Source organism: Mesorhizobium sp. KR1-2 (assembly GCF_040045035.1).
In the GTDB taxonomy this organism is placed as follows: domain Bacteria; phylum Pseudomonadota; class Alphaproteobacteria; order Rhizobiales; family Rhizobiaceae; genus Pseudaminobacter.
This window is the reverse complement of record NZ_JBDZDS010000008.1, coordinates 17,104-40,525: the sequence shown is the minus strand read 5'-3', so window position 1 is coordinate 40,525 and position 23,422 is coordinate 17,104. Positions and strand designations below refer to the sequence as shown.

Genomic DNA, 23,422 nt, shown 5'->3' with positions numbered 1-23,422 from the left:
TAATGCCGTAGTCGCTGTTGTTGGCAAGGGGGGACGCCTGCAGGGCTGCCCAAGATGCCGCAACCATCTTTCCCAACTAATCTTGGCCGGCAACGGCGTGCTTGATCTTCGTCAATGCGCTCGGGTTCGGTGTGCCGAAGAATTGCAGAAACCGCAAAGGGCGGAGAGGTCGAATGGTCAAGGCGCCGCCTCCATCGTCGAGAAAGCTGACGGCAGAAGACATACGTCGCGTATGCGGCGCCATATCCGACTGGAAGCTCAAGGAGATATTGGCGAGCGGCGCGGATCTCGACGCCCTGGAACAGGCGGTCGCGTGGACCTCGGGCGATGATGAGACCACGCCCATGCGGCATATCCCGCCGGGCAGTCCGGCCGCCCGAATCTACGAGATACTCCTCGGCAGCGAGGAATTCGACGAGCCCGGTGGCGGCTCGGGCGCCTGAAGCGGAGCAGCATAGCCATGGAAATCCCGCCGCAAGTAAGCTTTCGTGGAATGGACCCGTCCCCGGCGGTGGAGGCTGCCGTGCGCGAACGGATCGATCAGCTTGCGCGCTTTCACGAGAGGCTGACTTCTTGCAACGTCGTCGTGGAGGCACCGCATCGGCATGGACACAAGGGCAAGATCTATCATATCCGCATCGACATCACCGTGCCGGGCCGGCAGATCGTCGTGGGCAGGGAACGGGAGGCAAACCACGCGCACGAAGACGTCTACGTCGCTATTCGCGACAGCTTCAATGCCGCGCAGCGCCAGCTTGAAGATGTCGCCCGGGAGATGAGCGGTCATGGCGTGAAGCCTCATCCGGAAAAGCTGCAGGGGCAGGTTGCGCGGCTGGTGCCTGAGGAGGGGTTCGGCTTCATCGCAACGGATGACGGCCGAGAATTTTTCTTTCGCCGGGAAAGCATGGCTTCCGACGGTCAATGGGAGTCCCTTGAAGTAGGCGCGAGGGTGCATTTCACCGAACACGACGGCGAAAAAGGTCCTTATGCTTCCGCCGTGGCGCGACTGTCTCGCGGCGGCGAAGGGAACTTTCGACAATGATCGCGCGCAGGCGGCCGCCCGGTTGAAGTCAGCCGCGCGCCCTTGCCATCAAAGCCGCACACGACCTATCCGCCACGGCGGATCAGCCATGGCGGCTGCAGCCAATATCATCGCATTGGCAGGCGGAAACCGCTCCGGATATCCTCAGCCGCTGGCGGCACTCGCCGATGGCAGGTCGCGCACGAGCTCGACAAACCGATCCCACTCCGTCGCGGCCCAGACCTCGGTCGTGGCATGGCCGAAGGTGCGGATGATCGTAGCCACCTTGGTGGCCGTTGCGATGTCCGGTGCGGTGAAGACGTCGAGATAGTCTGCCGGACCAAGCACGGCGAAGCTTGATTGCCACTTCACCTCTGGGCACTCCTTGCGAATGCGCGTCATTACCTGATGGCTAAGGTCCTCCAGCGAAGGCGGCGACTGCAGCGCGTGGTGGCTCAGCCGGGTCAGCATGATGAAAATTGCCATTGCCATTCTCCCATGAGATCCCAAAGACCGGCATTCTGCGCATGGCACGGCGACCCGGGCATTGATGAACGTCAACCGCGCATCGCATTTTTAGATGGCTTCAAGCAGCGGTTCGAAGCCACATCGGATGCCGATCGCCACGGGAAACCGTCGGACAGCGCAAAAAATTGATCGACCACCCGCCTGATCGGGAACCTATCGCGCTCAGCAACGTCAAAGCGGTGCCGGACGTGACCGAAAACGCCGGCGACGTTGTGAGGGAGAGCCATGATGTCTTCGCAAGGGAATCCGGAGGTCGAGCTCGACCTCGCCGCTGGCGTGCCGATCTCGGCGTTCGGCAAGAACGGACTGCTCAAGGGCCAGGTCGACGGCGAGGCCGTGGTTCTGGCACGCGTCGGCGACGAGGTGCTGGCCGTGAACGCGACATGCACGCACTACGGCGCCTCGCTGGGAGACGGCATCGTGGTCGGCGACACGATCAGATGCCCCTGGCACCACGCCTGCTTCAGCCTTCGCACGGGCGAGGCGCTGGAAGCGCCCGCGTTCGACCCGTTGGGCCGCTGGAAGGTGGAGCGCCGCGACGACAAGATTTTCGTGACGGGCAGCTTGCCCGCAGCAGAGATGGCGGCCCCGGACGTGGAGCGCGACCCGAAGCGCATCGTCATCGTGGGCGGAGGCGCTGCCGGATTTGCCGCTGCCGAAATGCTTCGCCGACGAGGCTTTGGCGGGTATCTGACCCTGATCAGCGCGGATGACGACGCCCCTTACGATCGTCCCAACCTGTCGAAGGAGTTTCTGGCCGGGACGGCCGAAGAATCGTGGATTCCGCTACGGTCGCCGAAATTCTATGCCAGGAAGCAGATCGACCTGCAGTTGAGGTCGTCCGTCGAACACATCAACGTCAAGGCCCGCGAGGTCCTCACCGCCGATGGGCGAGGCTTCCAGTTCGACCGCCTGCTTCTGGCGACCGGGGCCGAGCCGGTGCGCTTGCCGATACCCGGCGCCGAGCGGGCGAACGTGTTCGTGCTGCGCTCGCTGGCCGACAGCCGTGCAATCATTGCCGCCGCTGAGAACGCCAGGACGGTCGGTATCCTTGGCGCGAGCTTCATCGGGCTCGAAGTCGCCGCCTCCCTGCGCGAGCGTGGTCTGGAGGTCCACGTGGCCGCCCCGGAATCTACTCCTCTGGAGAAGGTCCTCGGCCCGGAACTCGGCGCGTTCATCAGATCGCTCCACGAGGAGCACGGGGTGCATTTCCACCTCGGAACGACCGCAACGCGCATCGATGACCGGTCGCTGCGGCTGAGCGACGATCGCGTCATTGATGCCGATCTCGTCGTGATGGGCGTCGGGGTTAAGCCGCGCATCGCTCTGGCAAAAGACGCCGGAATTGCGGTGGACGGCGGCGTCCTGGTCGACGAATTCATGCAGACCAGCATTCCGGGAATCTTCGCGGCGGGTGACATAGCCGAATGGCAGGACGCCGAACGCGCCGAGCGGCGGCGCGTGGAGCACTGGGTCGTGGCGGAACGGCAGGGCCAAGCCGCCGCCGAAAACATGCTGGGGCTGCGCCAGCCCTATTCGACCCCGCCATTCTTCTGGAGCGCCCACTACGATGTGACGATCCGCTATGTCGGCTATGCGAGATCGTGGGATTCGGTCGAGATAGAGGGCAGCATCGAGGGACGCGACTGCGCGGTCAGATACAGGAAAGCCGGCAAGACGGTCGCTCTCGCCACGATCGGGCGCGATATCGAGGCGCTGGATTTCGAGGCGGGGATGGCCGAAGCGTCAGCGTGACGCTGCGGCTATTCTCCCTGCCCTGCGCGCATCCTCATCGCCGCTCCTCGCCTTGAGGCGACCGGCATCCAGCATCGCCAAGGCCGGTTTCGTGCCTGGGCACGAAGTCCGCACCTTCCGCGCGGTCGCGGTAGAGTGCCGCCCGCGCCAGCAGCATGAGCGTCACAGGCGTCGTCACCGTAATGAAGACGCCGATCAGGATCTCATGGAGAACCAGCCGCGTCTCCGGCACCGAGAAGAAGATCATCGAGGCGACGAGAATGCTGATCGTTCCGAAACTGGTGCCGAGGGTGGGCGCATGCACGCGCTCGTAGAAGCTGCGCAGCCGCAGCATCCCTACCACCCCGATCAGCGTCAGCCCGGCGCCGGCGAGCACGAGGAAGGCGACAAGCAGTGCCGCCCAGGCTGGCAAGTCCGCCATGTCAGTCATTCGATGACCTCGCCACGCATGAGGAACTTTGCCAGCGCAATGGTGGACACGCAGCCCAGAAGGGCAATGATGAGGGCCACCTCGAAATAGAGCGTGCTTCCGGTACGAATCCCGAGCACGACGAGCATCAGCATGCCCGCCACGTAGAAGGCATCCAGAGCGAGAACACGGTCCTGCGCGCGCGGCCCGACGATCATGCGAAAGGCTGCGATGGCCATCGCCACCCCGAGGAGAATTTGCGAGATCGTCAGCGACCAGGCGAGGATGATTGCGGCGCTCATCCGAATATCTCCCTCAGGGGCTGCTCGTAGCGGGTCTTGATCAGCTTGACCCAGTCCTCGCTTTCCAGGTCGAGGACGTGGAGAAGAAGGATGCTGCGGTTCGAGTCATATTCCACCCACGCCGTGCCCGGCGTGCTGGTGATGATGCAGGCCAGTATGGCCAGACCGGTACGGTCGCGCAGAGCCAGCGGTATGGTGACGAAGCCGGACACCTTCCGCCCGCGTGTGCCGGCCAGGATCAGGCGCGAGACGGCGACGTTCGAGCGGAAGATGTCGACCGGGACGACCAACAGCAGCCGACCGATTGCCCGCCAGCTACGCAGCCTGGGCTTTGCCGGCTGCAGCTGCGCCATGACAGCGGAGGCGGCGGCAGCCACCACGCCGCCGAGCAGCAGCTGGCCGACCGAGAAGCCGTTCAGCAGGATCCACATCGCCAGGAGCAACAAGGCGAGCAGCGGATAGGGCAGCACCGATCTCATCATTCGGCCTTAGCTCCTTGCGGCTGGAATCGCGGGGCGGCCAGCACGTCGTCGACATATTGCTGCGGGGAGTGGAGCGAGCGGGCCGTGTCTTCCATGTAGCGCATCACCGGTCCGCCCTGGATCGTCAGCCCCAATGTGAGCAGCAGCAGGAACACGACCGGCACGATCTCGCTCAGGGAAACGCGTGGCACCACGGCCTCGATCGGTGCCCAGAAGGTGCGAATGCCGAACCGCAGCATCGACAGAAGCGCGGCAAGACCCGAGAGTATCAGCAGCGCGGTGTAGACCCATGCCGCCGCAGGGATGCCGCTTTCGGCACCGGCCCCGGAATTGAGCGCGGCGGCAAGCAGCGCGAACTTGGCGATGAAGCCCGACAAAGGCGGCAGCCCCGCAAGAAGCAGGCCGCAGATTGCAAAGCACACGCCCAGGATCGCCAGCGTTCCCGGAAACGCCACGCCCACCTGGTCCTCCGCCGCTTCCTCGTCCTCGTCGCCGAAGGCCTCGGCCGTGACGGCAAGGATGTCGGCGGCGGGGTTCTGGCCGCGCTCGATCAACTCGATCAGCAGGAAGAGCGCCCCGACGGCGATCGTTGAGCTCACCAGATAAAACAGCGCGCCGGCGGTGACGCCCACATCCGACATGCCTATGGCGGCAAGCAAGGTTCCCGATGACACAAGAACGCTGTAGCTCGCCAGGCGTCCCAGCGCCTGGGAGGCGGTGACACCGATCATGCCAAACGCGATCGTCGCCATGCCGCCGACGATCAGCACGCCGCTGCCGAAGTCGACGGAACTTCCCGCATGCGCCCCGAACATCAGCAGCGACAAGCGCAGCAGGACATAGATCCCCACCTTGCTCAACAGGGCGAAGACCGCCGCAACCGGCGCGGCCGCCACCGAGTATGCGTTCGGCAGCCAGTAGCTGAGCGGCCACATGCCGGCCTTCACCAGAAAGGCGACGCCCAGGACCGCGGCCCCGATCTCGAGCAGCATGCGGTCGCTTGCGGGCAGACCGGCGATGCGCACCGCCAGATCGGCCATGTTCAGGGTGCCCGTCACGCCGTAGATCAGGCTGACACCGATCAGGAACAGGAAGGAGGCGGCGAGGTTGATGGCAATGTAGTGCAGCCCGGCCTTGACGCGCAGCGGACCGGACCCATGCAACACCAGCCCGTACGAGGCTGCCAGCATCACCTCGAAGAAGACGAAGAGATTGAACAGATCGCCGGTCAGGAACGCGCCGTTCAAGCCCATCAGCAGGAACTGGAAAAGCGTGTGGAAATGCGCGCCGGCCTTGTGCCAGCGCGAAAGGGCGAACACCAGCGCGGCCGAGGCGAGAAGGCTGGTCAGCACCAGCATCAGCGCCGACAGCCGGTCCAGAACCAGCACGATGCCGAACGGCGCGGGCCAGTTGCCGAGCAGGTAGACGCTCGTAGCCGAGGTGTCGGCGACCTGGGCCAGCCTGATCGAGATGAGGACCAGCGCGAAGGTCGAGGCGAGGTTGATCGTCGCCTTCAGGAAATGCCTGCGCTCGTCATACAGCATGAGCAGCGCGCCAGCCGCCAGCGGCAGCAGCACGGGCGCGATGATCAGATGGTGAGACCAGCCCGTCATTCCGGTTCCCTTCCGTCGACGTGGTCGGTGCCGGTCAATCCGCGGGAGGCGAGCAGAACCACCAGGAACAGCGCCGTCGTGGCAAAGCCGATGACGATCGCCGTCAGCACCAGCGCCTGCGGCACAGGGTCGGCGTAATCCGCCAGGCTGCCGGTTTGCCCGCTCAGCACCGGCGCAGCATCATGGCGCAGCCGCCCCATGCTGAAGATGAACAGATTGACTGCATAGGAAATCAGCGAGAGGCCGACGATCACCTGATAGGTTCGCGGCCTGAGCAGAAGCCAGACGCCGGAACCTGCCAGGGTGGCGATGCTGATGGACAGGACGAGTTCCATTACGCCTCCTCCTGTTCCGCTTCGGCAGCCACGCGAGCCGAACGCAGGCCGCGCGTGGACTGGTGCGCGAGCGCGATCAGCATCAGGACCGTGGCGCCGACGACGATGCTCAGCACGCCGAGATCGAACAGCAGCGCCGTCGCCAGCGGTGTCGCCCCCACGGTCGGCAGATCCACATATTGCGAGTAGGTGGTCAGGAAGGGATAGCCGAACAGCCAGGCTCCCATGCCGGTGAGTGCCGACAGAAGAAGCCCAAGTCCGATCCAGCTGACCGGCAAGATGCGCAGCCGCTCCTCGACCCATCTGGTGCCTGCCGCCATGTATTGCAGGATGAAGGCGGCAGCCATCGCGATCCCGGCAACGAAGCCACCGCCCGGCAGGTCATGGCCGCGCAAGAACAGATAGGTTGCCAGCACGATGATCACGGGGAAGGCCCATTGCATGATGACGGCCGGCACCAGCAGGTAGTCGGCGATCGTGTCACCCACTTTGCGGTCCGGCTCGGCCTCGTCGAAGTCGTTCTGCATCCGCTGCTGGTCCGGCACAGCGATGCTGTCGGCAGCAGGCCGGAAGCGGCGGAGCAGCGCAAAGACCGTCAGCGCCACGACCGCCAGGACGGTGACTTCGCCCAGCGTGTCGAACCCACGGAAATCGACGAGAATGACGTTGACGACGTTCTTGCCGCCGCCCTCGACATAGGCCTTCTCCAGGTAGTAGCTGGCGACCGTGTCGAGCGGAACGGGACTTGTCATCGCGACGAAGGCCAGCAGGCCCACGCCTCCGCCCGCGGCCACGGCGATCGCAAAATCGCGAACACGGCGATAACGCGTGCCGAGCGCAACCGTCTTCGGGCCATCCTCTTCGATGCGCTTCGGCAGCCAGCGCAGTCCGAGCAGAAGCAGCACCGTGGTGACGATCTCCACGAGAAGCTGTGTAAGCGCCAGATCGGGCGCGGAAAACCAGGCAAAGGTGATGCAGGTGGCAAGACCCGCTCCGCCCAGCAGGATGAGGGCGGCCAGCCGGTGATATTTGGCCTGGTATGCCGCGCCCACCGCACAGCAGATGCCGCTCACCCATATCAGCACGAAGACCGGGTCGATCTCGGTGAGCCGCACACCGGTCAGCGACAGACCTTTGAAAGAGATTGGCAGCAGCGCGGCGGTGAATGCGGCCACCACCAGCAGACGAAGCTGCGGCTGGAGCCGGCGCGTGCCCAACCTGGCCTCGATGGACCTGGCCCACTTCCACGAAAGCACGACCAGCACGCGTTCGAAGATGCGCTGGGCTTGCAGACGGCGAATGAACGGCGGCCCCTCCTCGCTGCGGTTGAGGTAGTCGTTCAGCAGCAGATAGAGCACCACGCCGGCGACGAGGGCGACGGCGCTCATCAGCAGCGGAAGCGTGAAGCCGTGCCAGACCGCAAGGCTGTAGGTAGGCGTGTTCGGGCCGAGGACGGAGGTGACGGCCGTGTGCAGGAACGGCCCGACCGTCAGCGCCGGAATGGTGCCCACGACAAGACAGGCAAGCACGAGGAACTGGATGGGAAAGCGCATCCAGAACGGCGGCTCGTGCGGCTGGCGCTCAAGGCCGGTCGGCTTCGGTCCGAAGAACACCGTATGGATGAAGCGCAGCGAATAGGTCACGGCAAAGGCGCTGGCCAGCACCGCGACATAGGGTGCCGAAGTATCGAGGACGGACTTGGCATGCGTCTCGATAGCTTCGGCGAAGAACATCTCCTTGGAGAGGAAACCGTTGAGCAGCGGCACGCCAGCCATCGCCGCGCTCGCCACCATCGCCAGCGTGGCGGTGATCGGCATGTAGCGGAAAAGCCCGCTCAGCCGCCGCATGTCGCGCGTGCCGGTCTCGTGGTCGATGATGCCGGCAGCCATGAACAGCGAAGCCTTGAAGGTGGCATGGTTCATCATGTGGAAGATCGCGGCGACGGCACCGAGCGGACTGCCGAGGCTGAGCAGCATGGTGATCAGGCCGAGATGGCTGATCGTGGAATAAGCCAGCAGGCCCTTGAGGTCGTGCTGGAAGATCGCGAAGAACGCGCCGATCAGCAGCGACGCCATGCCGGCAAAGCCGACGATCCAGAACCATTCGGGCGTTCCCGACAGCACCGGCCAAAGCCGCGCCATGAGAAAGACGCCCGCTTTCACCATGGTCGCCGAATGCAGATAGGCCGACACCGGCGTCGGCGCGGCCATCGCATTGGGCAGCCAGAAATGGAACGGAAACTGCGCGCTTTTCGTAAGCGTGCCCAGCAGGATGAGGATCAGTACCGGCACGTAGAGATGGTGCGAGCGGATCTGGTCGCCTGCAGCGAGAACGCGGTCGAGATCGTAGCTGCCGACGATGTGCCCTATCAACAGTACCCCGACCAGAAGCCCGAGGCCGCCGATGCCGGTTATGGTGAGGGCCATTCGGGCGCCGTCGCGCGCGCCGGCATTATGGTGCCAATAGCCGATCAGCAGGAAGGAGAAGATGCTGGTCAGCTCCCAGAAGATGACCAGCAGCACGAGATTACCCGAGATCACCATGCCGAGCATGGCACCCATGAAGGCGAGCAGGAATGCGAAGAACCTGGGAACGGGATCGTGCGGCGACATGTAGTAGCGCGCATAGAGCACGACCAGGAAGCCGAAGCCGCTCACCAGGACGCTGAACAGCCAGGCAAAGCCGTCCATGCGCAGCGTGAAATTGAGACCGAGCGTCGGCAGCCATTCGATTTCGCTGCGGATCGCCCCGCGCTCGACGATCGCCGGATAGGCGGTCACAGCCAGGATCAGGCACGCAAGCGCAACGCCTCCGGCCAGCCAAGCCTCGGAATTTCGCGCATTGGGACGAAATGTGGCTGCTAGAACGCTTCCGATAAAGGGAAGAACGACAATCAAGATAAGTAGTACGCCGTCGTTCATCTGCCCCCAAGGTAGTTTCGAATCCAAATCGCACGGCGCTGCCGCCCCCTATTATTGGGGGCTGGGGATTGGCCGTGCAAGGGAAAGTGGGCAAATAAACGGAATTGTCCGGCCTGTCTGCATGAACAGGCACGGACATCGGATCGTTAGGGGTAACGTACCCTCGCCTGCAAGGATGTCCACTCGGTTTGCATCAGAGGCCACCCGACAGGGAGCTCGCCACCGGGCGGAAAAATCCCCCGCACGGTTGTTCAGCGTGCCCTTTCAGAGCGCCCTGACGGCCACAAGTCCCTCGTCGACCACCTGCTCCATCCTGTTGCGCAGCGGCTTTCCGAACACCGGCGCATGCACTTCGAATTCGTCGCCGCCTTGGGTCGCCACGCCCGAGGCAAAGCTCATGACGGCGGCGCCGAAGAAATAGGCGTGCAGGTCGCCGGGCCGGCGATGCATGGGATAGCGGAAGTGATAGTGCTCGAGATTGGCGATGGAATGCGACATGTGCTTTTCGCCCGAGAGGAATTCTTCTTCCCACACCACCGCGCCATCGCGGCGGATACGCGAGGTGCCGCGCACCTCCTCCGGCAGCTCGCCAATCAGCAGTTCGGGGCCGAACGAGCACGATCGCAACTTGGAGTGCGCCAGGTAGAGGTAGTTCTTGGCCTCGGTCACGTGGTCGGAATACTCGTTGCCCAGCGCATAGCCGATGCGGAACGGCGCCCCGTCCGGCCCGACGAGATAGAGGCCGACGATCTCCGCCTCCTCGGCGCCGGCGAGCGCGAAGGCAGGCAGCGGCAGGGCGGCACCCGGGCGCACGACGCAAGTGCCCACGCCCTTGAAGAACCATTCCGGTTGCACGCCGAGCTGGCCGACCGCGGGCTTGCCGCCGGCGATGCCCATCTTGAAGATCTTCATCGAGTCGGACTCGTCGGCATCGTCGCCATGGGTCAGCTGATGCATCTTGTTGCGGGCCGCAGCACTTCCGATGTGGGTGAGCCCCGTGCCCGTCACCAGCATGCGGCTGGGCTCGGGATGATCGAGCGGCGGCAGAACCTGACCAGCGCTCAGAAGCGCATCGTAGTCGACGCGCTCTTCCGTCGCCGCCGCACGCGCAAGCTCGCCCAGCGGGGTGCCGGTTTCGACGGCGCGATTGGCGAGGTCCAAAACCGTCGACACGCCGGCGAGCCGGCGGAGATGGTTTCCATCCTCGGCGACCAGGCCGACCGCGCGGCTGCCTGCGGCATCGGTGTATTGAACGAGACGCATCATATTCCCCCTGTCGTTTTGAAGTCGGTCACACCCAGCCCCCATCAACGATGAACTGCTGGGACGAGCACATGCGGCTGTCGTCGGCCCCCAGGAACAGCGCCATGCGCGCAATGTCGGGCGCATGGAGGCGGTCGGGCAGGCACTGGCGCTCCGCGATCTGGCGTTCGCCCTCCGGGTTGAGCCAGAGGTGGACCTGGCGCTCGGTCATCACCCAGCCGGGGATCATGCAGTTGACGCGGATGCGTTCGGGGCCGAACTCGCGCGCCAGCGCGCGCGTCATGCCGGTGATCGCCGCCTTGGAGGTGACATAGGCCGGGCAATCGGCATCGCCGACCATCCAGGTGATGGAGCCGAAATTGATTATCGAGCCGCCGCCCGCCGCCTTCATGTGCGGGCGGACAGCCTGCGCGGCGAAGAACTGGTGCCGCACATTGACCGCCATGCGGTCGTCCCAATAGTCGACGCTGACATCCTCGGTCCGGTGCCGGTCGTCATTGCCTGCATTGTTGCAGAGCACGCGGATCGGGCCATTGCGCTCGGCCGCCTCGGCGATGGCTTTGCGCAGGCTTTCGATGTCGCGCAGATCGCAGGGAATGAAATGCGGTGCCGGATCGCCCTTGCCGCGGATGCGCCCCACCAGCCGCCGCGACGGCTCCTCGGCAATGTCGACGAAGGCGACGCGGCTGCCCTGCGCGCAAAAATGTTCGACCAGGCTTTCGCCGATGCCGCTGCCGCCGCCGGTGATGAACACGCTGCGGTCCTTGAGGCTCGGATAGGTCGCGCCGTTTTCGATTTCGCCCATCATGATCGACCTCAATGGGAGTGGCGGGGGATGCCGGCATCGCGCCGGCCAACAAGGAAGTCGAAGTCGCAGCCCTGGTCGGCCTGCAGCACCCGCTCGACGAACAGGCTTTGATAACCGCCGCCGGAAGGCACAGGGGGGGCTGACCAGGCCTTCCGGCGCGCGGCGAGCTCGTGATCGTCGACCAGCAGTTCGAGCCTCCGGCCGGCAACATCGAGCTCGATCATGTCCCCGTCTTGAACCAGGGCCAGCGTTCCGCCGCTCGCGGCCTCCGGCGCGGTATGCAGCACGACGGTGCCGTAGGCGGTGCCGCTCATGCGGGCGTCGGAGATCCGCACCATGTCGGAAACGCCCTGCTTCAACAGCTTGGCGGGCAGCGCCATGTTGCCCACCTCCGCCATGCCGGGATAGCCGCGCGGCCCGCAGTTCTTGAGCACCATCACGCAGTCGGCGTCGATGTCGAGCTCCGGGTCGTCGATGCGGGCGTGGTAATCCTCGATGCTCTCGAACACCACGGCGCGGCCGCGATGCTGCATCAGCTTCGGCGTCGCCGCCGAGGGTTTTATCACGGCGCCATCGGGCGCGAGATTGCCGCGCAACACGGCGATGCCGCCATTTTCCGTGAGCGGGCGGTCGAGCGGGCGGATCACCTCGGTGTTGTAGTTCGGCGCGTCCTTCACGATCTCGGCGATGGTACCGCCGGCAACCGTTTCGGCATCGCGGTTGAGCAGCCCCGCCTCGTCGAGCATGCGCATGACGGTGCGTAGGCCTCCCGCATAGTAAAAATCTTCCATGAGGAAGCGCCCCGAGGGCATCAGGTCGACTATGGTGGGCACGTCGCGGCCAAGCCGGTCCCAGTCCCCGAGGTCGAGATCGACGCCGATGCGGCGCGCAATGGCGATCAGATGGATCACGGCGTTGGTGGAGCCGCCTATGGCGCCGTTGACGCGGATGGCGTTCTCGAAGGCGGCATGCGTCAGGATGCGTGACATCGGCACGTCCTGCTCGACCAACTCGACGATGCGCCGGCCGGCCAGTTGCGCCAGCACGCCGCGCCGGGAATCCACCGCGGGGATCGCCGCATTGTCCGGCAGGCCGATGCCGAGCGCCTCCACCATGCTGGCCATGGTCGAGGCGGTGCCCATCGTCATGCAGCTGCCGGCCGACCGGCTCTGTCCCTGCTCGGCGGCGAGAAAGTCCTCGACCGACATACGGCCGGCCTTCACCTCCTCGTGGAATTTCCACACATGCGTGCCCGAGCCGATGGTCTGGCCGCGGAAATTGCCATTGAGCATCGGCCCGCCGGACACCGCGATGGTGGGCAGGTTGCAGCTAGCGGCCCCCATAAGCAGCGCGGGCGTGGTCTTGTCGCAGCCGACCAGAAGGATGACGCCGTCGATCGGATTGCTGCGGATCGATTCCTCGACATCCATGCTGGCGAGGTTGCGGAACAGCATGGCCGTCGGCCGCATGTTGGATTCACCGAGCGACATCACCGGAAACTCGACCGGCATGCCGCCGGCCTCATAGACCCCGCGCTTCACATGGTCCGCCAGGTTGCGCAGATGGGCATTACACGGCGTCAGCTCGGACCAGGTGTTGCAGATGCCGATCACCGGCCGGCCGTCGAACATGTCGTCGGGCAGGCCCTGGTTTTTCATCCAGCTGCGGTACATGAAGGCGTTCTTGCCGGCTCCCCCGAACCAGGCGGCCGACCGCAACTTCCTTCGCTCCGACATGCCCGCCCCCGTCGCTATTCGTGTTGGCCGCGCCGCGCCGCGATGGCCCGGCGAACGTCTTCTTCCGCCTGGTCGAGCAGAGCGAGCAGCGCCTTGCGCGCGCCCTCCCCGTTGCCCGCGGCGATGTTGCTGGCGACCTCGCGGTGCAGCGGCATCGAGTGCCGCTGGCCCTGCGGGTTGTCGTTGGACAGGCGAAAGCTCATCAGCAGCGCGGTCTCGATCAGCGCCGCCAGGGAGCCGATCAGCTCGTTGCCGGTCATGCGCAATATGGCCTGGTGGAAGACAAGGTCGGGCTCGGCAAAGCGCTCGCCGTCGTCGACGACCTTTTCCATCTCGGCCAGCACCGCCTCCAGCTCGGCGACCTGCGCGGGCGTCGCGCGCTCGGCGGCCAGCGCGCCTGCCATCGGCTCGATCGCGCGGCGCAGCTCGAACAGCTCGCGCACGTCCTCGCCGCCGATCGTGCCGGAATAGCGCCAGGCAAGTACGTCCGGGTCGAGAAAATTCCAGTCGGAGCGCGGACGCACCCGCGTGCCGGTCTTGGGTCGCGATTCCACCATGCCCTTGCCGGCAAGCACCTTGGTGACCTCGCGCATGACGGTGCGGCTCACCCCATGCGCGGCACTCCAGTCATCGGCATTGGGCAGCGGATCGCCCGGCGCGAACTCGCCGCGGACGATACTGAGGCCGATCTGATTCAGCACCATTGCATGCAGGCTGCCGGAGGCGGATCCGGTCGGGCGGGAGGCCATCGCCCGCGCCTGCGCGGCGAGAGAGGGCCAGGACTTTTGGGAGGCTGTTGTATTCTTCATATTATTCATATAATAATTTTTATAGGGGATGAGGGAAGGCGTCAATAGACATGCCAAGCGCGACGCTGGGACTGCACTTGATCGATGCCGCCGCGCAGGACTGCGCGTTTCCGGCCGCAGGAAGCGGCGCGGAGCCCTGCCTGCATCGATCCACCCGGCCAGCGATCACGCCGAGCAAGAAGCCCCCTCGCTGGAATTCGAAATGCGCGAACGAACCGGGCCGATTGCGGAGGCAGGACCGCTGACATCAGCGGCGACGACCCAGATCCGATGCAATGCAGCTCACCACGAATGATCAAGGGAGGTTAGTGATGGGACTGAAAAAGCGACTTCTAGGAATGGCGTTGGCCGGTCTGAGCATCGGCCTCATGGCATCGGCGGCGCTGGCCGAGAACCTCAGGGTTCTCGCCTGGGACGGCTATGCCGACCCCGACTGGGCCAAGGAATTCACCGACACCACCGGCATTGGCGTCGATGTCGTCTTCATCGGCAGCGATGACGAGATCTGGGCCAAGATCAAGGGCAGCGCCGGCAAGGATTTTGACGTCTTCGCCGTCAACACCGCGCAATTGCAGCGCTACATCCAGGCCGACCTGGTGAGCCCGATCGACATCGGCCAGCTACCCAACCAGAAGAGCGTCCTGCCGCGCTTCCGCGACCTGGAAGCAGTCGGCGGCGTGACGAGCGGCGGCAAGGTCTACGGCGTCCCGTTCTGCTTCGACTCGATCGGCCTGATCTATGACACCGACAAGGTGAAGCCGGCGCCGACCTCCATGTCGGTGCTGTGGGACCCGGCCTATCAGGGCAAGGTGCTGGCCTATGACAATGGCGAGCACAACGTGTCCTTCACCGCGCTCACCCTCGGCTACAAGGACCCCTTCCATCTCACCGACGAGCAGATGGCGGCGGTGAAGGAGAAACTGGTCGGCCTCAAGCACAACGTGCTGACCTTCTACACCACGGCCGACGAGGCCCAGCAGATCTATCAGAACAACGACGTCGCGCTGATCTGGGCCAATTACGGCCAGCAGCAGGTCAAGGCCCTGCAGAAGGTCGGCGCCCATGTCGCCTACGTCAATCCGAGCGAAGGCGCGCTGGCCTGGCTCGACAACTGGGTCATTTCCAAGGGCGTGCGCGACGAGGCGGCTGCCGAAAAGTGGATCGACTTCATGCTGAGCAAGAAGGTCGGCGGCGAACTTTCCGAGCGCACCGGCTTCGGCAACACAGTCACCGAAACCGACAGCGCGAACCCCAATGACAAGCTGGTCTGGCTTCAGCTTGTGGAGGACCCGCTCAAGCGCTCTGATATGTGGAACGAGGTCAAGGCTGCGCCCTGATGTCAGGGCCCGACTTCTTCTCTTGCAATACGGCGGCCCGGGCTCTCCCGGCCGCCGACAGGACGCTAGCATGAACGAGAGTTCCGACCTGCTTACGCTGCGATCCGTGTCAAAATCCTATGGCGCGGTTCCGGTGCTTCACGACGTAAACCTCGCGATCCGCGACGGCGAGTTCCTGACCGTTCTCGGGCCATCGGGCTCGGGCAAGACCACGGTGCTGCGGCTCATCGGCGGGCTGGAGCCTCTGACCTCGGGCGCAATCCGGCTCGACGGCCAGGACATCAGCCGCATGCCGATCAACCGGCGTCCGTTCAACACCGTGTTCCAGGACTACGCGCTGTTCCCGCACCTGACGGTTGCCGGCAATGTCGGCTACGGGCTTTCCGTCCGCCCTGTGCCGCGCAAGGAGATCGCGCGACGGGTGGCCGAGGCGCTGGAACTCGTGCAGCTCGGCAGCTTCGCCAAGCGCTATCCGGCGCAGCTTTCCGGCGGCCAGCGCCAGCGCGTGGCGCTGGCGCGCGCGCTGATCTGCCGGCCGCGCCTCATCTTGCTCGACGAGCCGCTGGCCGCGCTCGATCTGGAGCTGCGCCGGCAGATGCAGGAATTTTTGAAATCCATCCAGCGCGAGATCAAGACGACATTCCTGTTCGTGACCCATGATCAGGAGGAGGCAATCGGCATGTCGGACCGCATCTGCGTGATGCAGGCGGGCCGCATTCGCCAGCTCGGCACGCCGCACGAGCTTTATTACAAGCCGAACTGCGAGTTCGTGGCGCGCTTCTTCGGCGAGAACAATCTGGTGCCCGGAACGCTCGGAAGGGTTCAGGGCGAATTGCGTTCGATCGACACCGCCCTTGGGCGTCTGGTCTGTTCGATTGAAGGCCAGCCCCATCTGAAAAGCGCGCCGGAAGGCGCCCGCGCCTTTGCTGTGTTCCGTCCCGAGGCCCTGCACCTTACGGGGGCGCATGAGGCCAAGAACCGTTTTTCCGGCAAGGTCGTGGACCTCGCCTTTGCCGGCTCGTCGACAGTCGCCATCATTGCCGCGGGCGAAAACGAGCCCGCGCCACGACTGCGGATGCGACTGCCCAGCCGCTTCAGCGGCAGCGCCTTGACCTGGGGCGAGACGGTGGCGTTGTCGTTTGCACCCCGCGAAGCCCATCTGGTGCTTTCATGACCGGCTCTGGCCCGGCGACACCACTGGCTCGGTGGCGGCCGCGGCTGGTGACGCTGCTGGCCTTCGCCATGCCGGTGATCTTCATTCTCGTGCCGCTGGCGATTTTCCTTGGCTACAGCTTCTTCAGCGTCAATCAGGGCGAGATCGACTACACGCTGACGCTGGTCAACTATTCGCGCTTCCTAAGCGACCCGATCTTCCTGCCGGTGTTCTGGAACACCTGCGCGCTGTGCCTCTCGGTGGCGGTCATCTGCGTGCTGCTGGCCTATCCGGCAGCATACTTCCTCACCACGCTCAAGGGGCGCTGGCGCTACATGCTATTGATGCTGCTCATGGTGCCCCTGCTGATGAGCTACGTCATCAAGATCTACGCCATCCGCAGCATTCTTGGCCTCAACGGCTTCCTCAACAAGGCGCTGGTGGGTCTCGGCATTCTGCAGGAGCCGTCCTCGTTGTTCGTGTTCAACATGAACGCCATCCTGCTCACGCTGACGCTGCTCCTCATCCCCTTCGCCATCCTGCCGATCTTCCTCACGCTCGAGCGCATCCCGCCGATCCTGCGCCAGGCATCCGACGATCTCGGCGCAAGTGCTACGCAGACTTTCATGCGTGTCACGCTGCCGCTCAGCCTGCCGGGCGTGGCGTCGGCTGCGAGCTTCGTCTTCGTGCTGGCGATCGGCGACTTCCTCACGCCGCAGATGGTTGGCGGGATCAGCGGCTTCACCTTCGGCCGCGTGCTCTACAGCCAGTTCGGCACCGCCTATAACTGGCCGTTCGGGGCCGCGCTGTCGGTGGCGCTGGCTGCCGTTGTGGTCACCGCAATCCTTCTCGGCGAACGCTTTGGCCGCAATCGCGGAGCCTCGCTATGACCGCCCGGCCCTCCACCATCTTCCTGGCTACGGTTACGGCGCTGGTCGCCGTGCTGCTCTACAGCCCGCTCTTCGTGCCGATCGTGTCTTCGTTCTTCACGGTCGCGCGCGGCGAAGTCGTCTGGTCGTCCCCGACCGTCTCGGCCTATGTCTCGCTGGCCGGAAACAAGGAGATCCTGACCGCCCTGCGCACCACGCTGATCGTCGGCGTCTGCACGGTTTTCCTTTCCGTGGGCAGCGGAACCTTGCTGGCGCTCTACTATCACGGCCGCCGCAGCGGACGCGGCGCTTTGCAGTTCATCATCTTCCTGCCGTTCCTCATGCCGCCCATCATCAGCGGCCTCGCGCTGCTCATCTTCTTCCGCGAGATCGGGCTCGAACGCTCGCTGCTGACGGTCGTCATCGGGCACACCGTCTTCGTTCTCGCCATCGTCTACCGCACGGTGCTGACCCGCCTGCAGTCGCTGAGCCGCTCGCTGGTGGAAGCCTCCTACGACCTCGGCGCCAACGGCTGGCAGACCTTCTGGCGCGTGCTGATGCCGAACCTGTCGAGCGCCATGGCCGGCGGCGCGATCCTCGCCTTCGCGCTGTCCTTCGACGAGACCATGATCACCATTTTGGTCACCGGCACCCAGAGCACGCTGCCGGTCAGGCTCTGGGCGATGATGCGGCTCGGCTTCTCGCCAGACATCAACGCGCTGGTGGCGCTGATCCTCATCTTCACCGTGCTGCTTTGCGTGCTTGCCGCCCGCGTGCTCATTCCCAAGCAGGTCGCCACTGCGTCGCATTGATCGACGCCGCGAGTGGTTCCCTCGGTCTCAGATGTCGATGACGAGCGAACCCTTCGGCTTCGCGCAGCACAGCAGCACCTCGTCGGCCGCAAGCTCATCGAGCGGCTCCTCGAAATAGACGACCTCGCCCTCGATCAGGCGCGACCTGCAGGTACTGCACACGCCCGCCCGGCAGGAGAAGTCGGGCGCCAGGCCCTGGTCCTCGGCAAAGGCCAGCAGCGATTCCGCGTTCGCGTCCCAGACGGCGGTGCGGCCCGAGCGGCGGAACTCGATGGTGAGCTGATCGCCCGCTGCCGCGACCTCGCCTTGCGGCGCCGGCGGCGCTTCGGCGGCCGGTTGCGCCCGGTCCGCCTCCAGCACGGTAGCGGGGCCAAAAAACTCGTAGGCGATGCGCTCCTTCGCAATGCCCAGCCCGCGCAGCGTGCCATACATCGCCTGCATGAAGGGCGGCGGCCCGCACAGATAGACCACGTAGTCGTCGAGCGGCAGCAGCTCGCGGGTGACCACGCCTTCACTGTGGTGGCGCGCGGCGGCGCGGTCGGCGTCAGTGGGAAAACGGTAGCAGAAATGCACGTCGATGCCGTCGCGCGAGGCCGCCACGGCCTCGACCTCGTCGCGCAGCGCGTGCACCTCGCCATTGTCGCAGGCATGGATGAAGAAGACCCGGCGCCCGCTGCCGGCCAGCGCATGCAGCATGGAGACCATCGGCGTCAGCCCGACGCCGCCGCTCAGCAGCACCACCGGCCGGGCGCTCGTTTCATCGAGCACGAAGTCGCCCCGCGGCCCTTCCGCCAAAAGCACATCGCCCACCTCAATGCGATCGTGCAAAAAGGACGAGCATACGCCCGGCGGCAGCTCGGGTGCGAAAGCTGGCTCCTTCTTGACCGTGATGCGATAGCGGCCGGGCACGGCCGGCGAACAGGAGACGCTGTAGTTGCGCAGCACGAAACCGCGCTCGCCTTCCACCGGCAGCTTGAAGACCAGGAACTGGCCGGGTGCGAAGGTGCGCCATCCTTCCGGCTGCACCGGCTCCAGGTAGAACGAGGTGATGATGCTGCTTTCGCGGACCTTGGCGACGACCTTCAGTTCGCGAAAGCCGCTCCTGCCGGCGGCTTCGACGCCCGCGACTGCGTTCATTCCGCGGCCTGCTTTTCTGCGCCCTCGGCGGCGATCAGCTGGCCGAGATTGCGCCGGAAGCGCAGCGGGCCGACATCGATCTTCAGGTCGAGGTTAGGCGTGCGCATGTTCTTCATGCCCTTGTGCACGGCGTTCAGCACCGCGCGGTCTTCCTCGAAGGCGCCGCGCACAGAGGTGGCGAACTGGTGCGACACCTCTTCGTCGTTGGGCGCGAAGTTGCGCATCTGGAACCAGTAGTACCTGGTGTGGTCCTCATCCACCGGCGTCATGAAATTGTAGCTGTCCATCAGGAACACGTCCTCATGCAGCGGCTTGTCCTCGCCGCCGGTGTTTGCCGGCGCGAAGATCGCCTTGATGATGGCGTTGCTGGGATAGTGCACCTCGTAGTGCTGCTTGCGGTCGCAATTGCCGCTGAACTTCAGGAACGGCTTGTAGAACGGCGCCGGCTCCACGTCGTGCATCCAGCGCCACACCGTGACGCCCTTTTCGCCCACCGTGGTCTGCAGAGGCAAATCTTCCATCGCCTGCACCCCGCCGAAAGACGACTGGTGCACCCAAGACACGTGCGAGGGGTCAAGCAGGTTGTCGGTCATGTAGAGATAGTTGCACTCGAGCATCATCGACTCGCCGCGGTTCACACCCCAGGCCGGGTCGCCCCAGTGCTCGACCTGGAAGATCTCCGCCGGATCGGCCTTGTCGGCATCGCCCATCCAGATCCACAGCAAGCCATAGCGCTCGACCAGCGGGTAGGCGCGCACGCAGGCCACATGCGGGATCTTCTCTGCGCCCGGCACGCGCGTGCAGGTGCCTGTGCCGTCGAAGGTCAGGCCGTGGTAGCCGCACTCGACCTCGTCGCCCTTGATGCGGCCCATCGACAGCGGCAGCTTGCGGTGCGGGCAGGCATTCTCCAGCGCCACCGGCGTGCCGTCGGTCTTGCGGTAGAGAACGATCTCTTCGCCCAACACCTTGACCGGCTGGAGTTGGCGGCCAATCTCGTGATCCCACGCGGCGACGTACCAGGCGTTTTTCAGAAACATCAGTTCCTCCTGCATATTTTGGCGCAAAGCCTAAGCCACAAGCCCGGGGATCAAAAGCGATTCAAATTGCGTTCTATGTTAGAAAATCTACAATATCGAGCATGAAAACGCCGTTCAAACTGCCGCCGCTGCGCGCCATCCAGGCATTCGAATCCGTCGCCCGCCTCGGCACCGTCAGTGCGGCGGCGGACGAGCTCGGCGTGACACCCGGTGCGGTCAGCCAGCAATTGCGCAATGTCGAAACCGCGATCGGCCTCAGGCTGGTCGAGCGCAAGGGCCGCCGCGTGGCCCTCACCCAGCTGGGCAAGCAGTACCAGCGCGGCATCGCCAACACCTTCGAGGAGCTGAAGAAGGCGCAGGCCGCGCTCTACCAGAGCCACCGCAAGGCCGGCTTCGTGGTCAGCTGCCTGCCGTCGCTGGCGAGCAAGTGGATGGGCCCGCTGATGCTGGACTGGAGGGCGCAGAACCCGGAGGCCAACATAAGGCTGGTCGGCTCGGAGACCGAGCCCCGCCTGGAGGACGGCGAGGCCGACTTCCGGATCACCTATGGCCATGGCATCCGCGACTACGAGCATTATGCCCGCATGTTCACCGACTGGGTGGTGCCCGCATGTTCGCCGTCATTCCTCGCCGCCCACCCTGTACGCGAGCCCGGGGATATCGTGAAGCTTCCGCTGATCGACATCGAATGGAGCCCCGACCAGCAGCCTTCCCTGAACTGGCGCGACTGGGCGGCGCTGATCGGCGCCGAGCTGCCGCAAAGATCCGCGGAGATGACGTTTTCGCTTTCGAGCGCGGCGATCGAGGCGGCGATGAACAGCCGCGGCTTTGTGCTTGCGCAGATGTCGATGATCTCCGACGATCTCGCCAACGGCCGGCTGGTGGTGCCCTTCGACCTTCGGCTGCAGATGCCTGAAGCCTATTATCTGGCCTGGAACCGCTCTGCGCTGGAAAAGCCGTTCGGCGCGCCGTTCCGCGCATTCGTCATGTCGATCTCCAAGCGCCAGGAGCTTTTATCCGCCGGCAAGCGCTGAACTTCCGGCTCAGCGCCCGATCAGCCACTCGTGCTCGGGAGCGTTGTAAAATTTCCAAGTCCGCTTCGGCCCGGACATCACATTGAGATAGTAGAGGTCGTAGCCATGGCAGGCGGCGCAAGGGTGGTAGCCCTTCGGCACCAGCACCACATCGCCGTCCTCGACAGCGAAAGCCTCGTCCAGCGAACGGTCGTCGGTGTAGACGCGCTGGAAAGCAAAACCCTGGCGCGGGTTGAGCCGATGATAATAGGTCTCCTCCAGCAGGGACTCGGCCGGCAAATTGTCCTGGTCGTGCTTGTGCGGCGGGTAGCTCGACGTGTGGCCGCCCGGAGTGATCACCTCCACCACCAGCAGCGAATCCGCCGGCTCGCCTTCCGGCAGGATGTTGGTGACGTAGCGGGTATTTGTGCCCTTGCCGCGCACCTCCTGGCCGAGCGTGTCCGGCAGGATGACGCGGGGAGCAAGCCTGCCGCCTCGCCCCGGCGCGGAACAGACCGCCAGTTCGAGATCGGTGCCGGCCTCCACGGACCATTCGGTCCCTTCCGGCACATAGACCGACCATGGCTTGCCCTCGAAGGGCGACATGCGCTCGCCGAGCACGCCGAGATCCCTGCCGCCGACACGCACCTGCCCCCGGCCCGAAACGAACACCAGGCAGACCTCGCGCGCGCCGGTTCCTTCCGCGACCGTTTCGCCCGGCTCGAGCCGATAGAGGTCGAAGCCGACATGGCTCCACCCGGCAATCTGCGGCGTCACATGAACAATGCGCCCGGTCCCGCGCTTGGCCTTCAGCAGAAGTTTCGACATGAGCCCTACTCCTTGTTGTCCGGTTCCTGGGGCGGCACATAGCGGAAGAAGAATTGCCACACCGCATAGGCCGCAAGCGCCAGCGCGGTAATGCCCCACGCGGATGCCCCGGCTGCAAACTCAAGCGCCGCCCAGAAGAGGCAGGCGGCGACCACCGCAACGCGGCGCCAGAGAGGGCGAAAAAAAGGATGCTGCGAATCCGGGGTCACGTCGGGCCAGCCTCTTGGCAAAATCGTTCGGGTTGCGGTCTTGGACCGACACATTCGACGGTTTCACCGTTGCGATCAAGCGACAGGAAAACCTTGAGTCTCCACCGAGTAGCCGGCGTCCGTCATCACCCGCATCAGTTCCTTGTGGCCGACCTCGGCCATCCTGAGCGGCGGGTTCTTCTTCGGGTCCTGTTCTGCCTCGACCACGAACCATCCTTCATAGCCATGATCGGCAAGGCGCCTCACGATCGCCCCGAAATCGAGCGAGCCATCGCCCGGCACGGTGAAGGCACCGAGCGCCACGGCATCGAGGAAGGATCGTTTCGAGCGGTCGAGCCCGTCGACGACGAGTTTGCGAATATCCTTCACATGTACGTGGTTGATGCGCCGATGGTGGTTTTCGATGGCACGCAAGATATTTCCGCCGGCGAAGGCGAGGTGCCCCGCGTCGAGCAGCAACGGAATGCCCTCGCCCGAATGGCGCATGAAAGCATCGAGTTCCGGCTCCGTCTCCACGACCGCCGCCATGTGATGGTGGTAGGAGAGGGGCATGCCCTGCTCGGCGCACCATTCGCCGAACTCGGTCACCTTCCTCGCGTAAGCCTTCATCTCGTCGTCGGAAAGCTTCGGCTTGGTGGCGAGCGGCCTGGAGCGGTCGCCCTGGATGGAACGGCCGACCTCGCCATAAACGATGCAGGGCGCGGCGACCGCCTTGAACAGATCGATCATCGGCTGGATGCGATCCTTGTTGGCGGCGAGATCCTCGTTCACCAGCGTGCCGGAAAACCAGCCGCCGCAGAGCGTGACGTCGGCCGCCTTCAGGATCGGCAGCATGACCTTCGGATCGCTGGGAAAGCGCCGGCCCATTTCCATGCCGGTGAAGCCGGCGGAACGCGATTGCCGCAGGCATTCCTCCAGCGAGACGTCATCGCTCAGTTCCTCAAGGTCGTCGTTCCACCATGCGATGGGGGACATGCCCAGTTTGGCTTTCACGTCATTGCTCCGGTTTCAATTTCACCTCCCGCTTGTGGGGAGGTCGCGCCGC

Annotated in this window: 24 protein-coding genes; 8 read left to right on the top strand and 16 right to left on the bottom strand. The window is 64.7% G+C overall.

Annotation, left to right across the window (positions count from 1 at the left end):
• The first annotated feature begins 173 nt into the window (after positions 1-173).
• Positions 174-443 carry a hypothetical protein gene (locus ABLE85_RS16380; RefSeq protein ID WP_348793784.1) on the top strand — a complete coding sequence of 90 codons (270 nt, stop codon included), beginning with the start codon at positions 174-176 and terminating at the stop codon, positions 441-443.
• A 17-nt stretch (positions 444-460) separates the two neighbouring features.
• Positions 461-1,042, top strand: coding sequence for an HPF/RaiA family ribosome-associated protein (locus ABLE85_RS16375; RefSeq protein ID WP_348793783.1), 582 nt, complete (start codon positions 461-463; stop codon positions 1,040-1,042).
• A gap of 144 nt (positions 1,043-1,186) precedes the next feature.
• Here ABLE85_RS16375 and ABLE85_RS16370 read toward each other — a convergent pair whose 3' ends face one another.
• On the bottom strand, positions 1,187-1,507 hold the full coding sequence (locus ABLE85_RS16370) for a GYD domain-containing protein (protein ID WP_348793782.1): 321 nt from the start codon (positions 1,505-1,507) through the stop codon (positions 1,187-1,189).
• Positions 1,508-1,777: 270 nt separating this feature from the next.
• On the opposite strand from ABLE85_RS16370, the gene ABLE85_RS16365 reads away from it, so the two are divergent.
• Entirely contained in the window at positions 1,778-3,304 is a 1,527-nt protein-coding gene (locus ABLE85_RS16365) for an FAD-dependent oxidoreductase (RefSeq protein WP_348793781.1), read from the top strand.
• A 34-nt stretch (positions 3,305-3,338) separates the two neighbouring features.
• Here ABLE85_RS16365 and mnhG read toward each other — a convergent pair whose 3' ends face one another.
• The 10 genes from mnhG to ABLE85_RS16315 all read right to left on the bottom strand — a co-directional run bounded on the left by mnhG (position 3,339) and on the right by ABLE85_RS16315 (position 13,982).
• Positions 3,339-3,734, bottom strand: coding sequence for a monovalent cation/H(+) antiporter subunit G (mnhG, locus tag ABLE85_RS16360; RefSeq protein ID WP_348793780.1), 396 nt, complete (start codon positions 3,732-3,734; stop codon positions 3,339-3,341).
• The gene (locus tag ABLE85_RS16355) at positions 3,731-4,015 is read right to left on the bottom strand and encodes a K+/H+ antiporter subunit F (protein ID WP_348793779.1); all 285 of its coding nucleotides are present in this window, start codon (positions 4,013-4,015) and stop codon (positions 3,731-3,733) included. Before ABLE85_RS16355 ends, mnhG begins: the two co-directional genes overlap by 4 nt.
• On the bottom strand, positions 4,012-4,494 hold the full coding sequence (locus ABLE85_RS16350) for a Na+/H+ antiporter subunit E (RefSeq protein WP_348793958.1): 483 nt from the start codon (positions 4,492-4,494) through the stop codon (positions 4,012-4,014). Before ABLE85_RS16350 ends, ABLE85_RS16355 begins: the two co-directional genes overlap by 4 nt.
• Positions 4,494-6,110 carry a monovalent cation/H+ antiporter subunit D gene (locus tag ABLE85_RS16345; protein ID WP_348793778.1) on the bottom strand — a complete coding sequence of 539 codons (1,617 nt, stop codon included), beginning with the start codon at positions 6,108-6,110 and terminating at the stop codon, positions 4,494-4,496. The genes ABLE85_RS16350 and ABLE85_RS16345 overlap by 1 nt, the downstream gene beginning before the upstream one ends.
• Entirely contained in the window at positions 6,107-6,445 is a 339-nt protein-coding gene (locus ABLE85_RS16340) for a Na+/H+ antiporter subunit C (protein WP_348793777.1), read from the bottom strand. The genes ABLE85_RS16345 and ABLE85_RS16340 overlap by 4 nt, the downstream gene beginning before the upstream one ends.
• Positions 6,445-9,366: a monovalent cation/H+ antiporter subunit A gene (locus ABLE85_RS16335; RefSeq protein ID WP_348793776.1), complete on the bottom strand. Its 2,922-nt coding sequence runs from the start codon at positions 9,364-9,366 to the stop codon at positions 6,445-6,447. Before ABLE85_RS16335 ends, ABLE85_RS16340 begins: the two co-directional genes overlap by 1 nt.
• Positions 9,367-9,630: 264 nt before the next feature.
• On the bottom strand, positions 9,631-10,629 hold the full coding sequence (gene araD1, locus ABLE85_RS16330) for an AraD1 family protein (RefSeq protein ID WP_348793775.1): 999 nt from the start codon (positions 10,627-10,629) through the stop codon (positions 9,631-9,633).
• A gap of 28 nt (positions 10,630-10,657) precedes the next feature.
• Positions 10,658-11,437, bottom strand: a complete 780-nt coding sequence (locus tag ABLE85_RS16325) for an SDR family oxidoreductase (protein ID WP_348793774.1) — start codon at positions 11,435-11,437, stop codon at positions 10,658-10,660.
• 8 nt (positions 11,438-11,445) lie between these two features.
• A complete protein-coding gene (locus tag ABLE85_RS16320; RefSeq protein WP_348793773.1) occupies positions 11,446-13,173 on the bottom strand; it encodes an IlvD/Edd family dehydratase in 1,728 nt (575 codons plus the stop codon).
• Between the two features lie 14 nt (positions 13,174-13,187).
• Positions 13,188-13,982, bottom strand: a complete 795-nt coding sequence (locus ABLE85_RS16315) for a FadR/GntR family transcriptional regulator (protein ID WP_348793772.1) — start codon at positions 13,980-13,982, stop codon at positions 13,188-13,190.
• Positions 13,983-14,293: 311 nt separating this feature from the next.
• Between ABLE85_RS16315 and ABLE85_RS16310 the strand changes: the two genes are divergently transcribed.
• The 4 genes from ABLE85_RS16310 to ABLE85_RS16295 all read left to right on the top strand — a co-directional run bounded on the left by ABLE85_RS16310 (position 14,294) and on the right by ABLE85_RS16295 (position 18,153).
• On the top strand, positions 14,294-15,319 hold the full coding sequence (locus ABLE85_RS16310) for an ABC transporter substrate-binding protein (protein WP_348793771.1): 1,026 nt from the start codon (positions 14,294-14,296) through the stop codon (positions 15,317-15,319).
• A 70-nt stretch (positions 15,320-15,389) separates the two neighbouring features.
• On the top strand, positions 15,390-16,493 hold the full coding sequence (locus ABLE85_RS16305) for an ABC transporter ATP-binding protein (protein WP_348793770.1): 1,104 nt from the start codon (positions 15,390-15,392) through the stop codon (positions 16,491-16,493).
• Positions 16,490-17,362 carry an ABC transporter permease gene (locus ABLE85_RS16300; RefSeq protein WP_348793769.1) on the top strand — a complete coding sequence of 291 codons (873 nt, stop codon included), beginning with the start codon at positions 16,490-16,492 and terminating at the stop codon, positions 17,360-17,362. The genes ABLE85_RS16305 and ABLE85_RS16300 overlap by 4 nt, the downstream gene beginning before the upstream one ends.
• Positions 17,359-18,153 (top strand): ABC transporter permease, encoded by a 795-nt coding sequence (locus ABLE85_RS16295; RefSeq protein ID WP_348793768.1) that lies wholly within the window; start codon positions 17,359-17,361, stop codon positions 18,151-18,153. Before ABLE85_RS16300 ends, ABLE85_RS16295 begins: the two co-directional genes overlap by 4 nt.
• 27 nt (positions 18,154-18,180) lie before the next feature.
• On the opposite strand, the gene ABLE85_RS16290 is transcribed toward ABLE85_RS16295, so the two are convergent.
• The gene (locus ABLE85_RS16290) at positions 18,181-19,290 is read right to left on the bottom strand and encodes a 2Fe-2S iron-sulfur cluster-binding protein (protein WP_348793767.1); all 1,110 of its coding nucleotides are present in this window, start codon (positions 19,288-19,290) and stop codon (positions 18,181-18,183) included.
• Positions 19,287-20,327, bottom strand: coding sequence for an aromatic ring-hydroxylating dioxygenase subunit alpha (locus ABLE85_RS16285; RefSeq protein WP_348793766.1), 1,041 nt, complete (start codon positions 20,325-20,327; stop codon positions 19,287-19,289). Before ABLE85_RS16285 ends, ABLE85_RS16290 begins: the two co-directional genes overlap by 4 nt.
• Positions 20,328-20,428: 101 nt before the next feature.
• On the opposite strand from ABLE85_RS16285, the gene ABLE85_RS16280 reads away from it, so the two are divergent.
• Positions 20,429-21,361 (top strand): LysR substrate-binding domain-containing protein, encoded by a 933-nt coding sequence (locus ABLE85_RS16280; RefSeq protein WP_348793765.1) that lies wholly within the window; start codon positions 20,429-20,431, stop codon positions 21,359-21,361.
• A 9-nt stretch (positions 21,362-21,370) separates the two neighbouring features.
• Here the strand turns inward: ABLE85_RS16280 and iolB are convergent, their stop codons facing one another.
• The 3 genes from iolB to iolE all read right to left on the bottom strand — a co-directional run bounded on the left by iolB (position 21,371) and on the right by iolE (position 23,370).
• Positions 21,371-22,168, bottom strand: coding sequence for a 5-deoxy-glucuronate isomerase (gene iolB / locus ABLE85_RS16275; protein ID WP_348793764.1), 798 nt, complete (start codon positions 22,166-22,168; stop codon positions 21,371-21,373).
• 5 nt (positions 22,169-22,173) lie between these two features.
• Positions 22,174-22,377 carry a DUF3329 domain-containing protein gene (locus ABLE85_RS16270; protein ID WP_348793763.1) on the bottom strand — a complete coding sequence of 68 codons (204 nt, stop codon included), beginning with the start codon at positions 22,375-22,377 and terminating at the stop codon, positions 22,174-22,176.
• Between the two features lie 75 nt (positions 22,378-22,452).
• Positions 22,453-23,370 carry a myo-inosose-2 dehydratase gene (gene iolE, locus ABLE85_RS16265; protein WP_348793762.1) on the bottom strand — a complete coding sequence of 306 codons (918 nt, stop codon included), beginning with the start codon at positions 23,368-23,370 and terminating at the stop codon, positions 22,453-22,455.
• Positions 23,371-23,422: the final 52 nt, after the last annotated feature.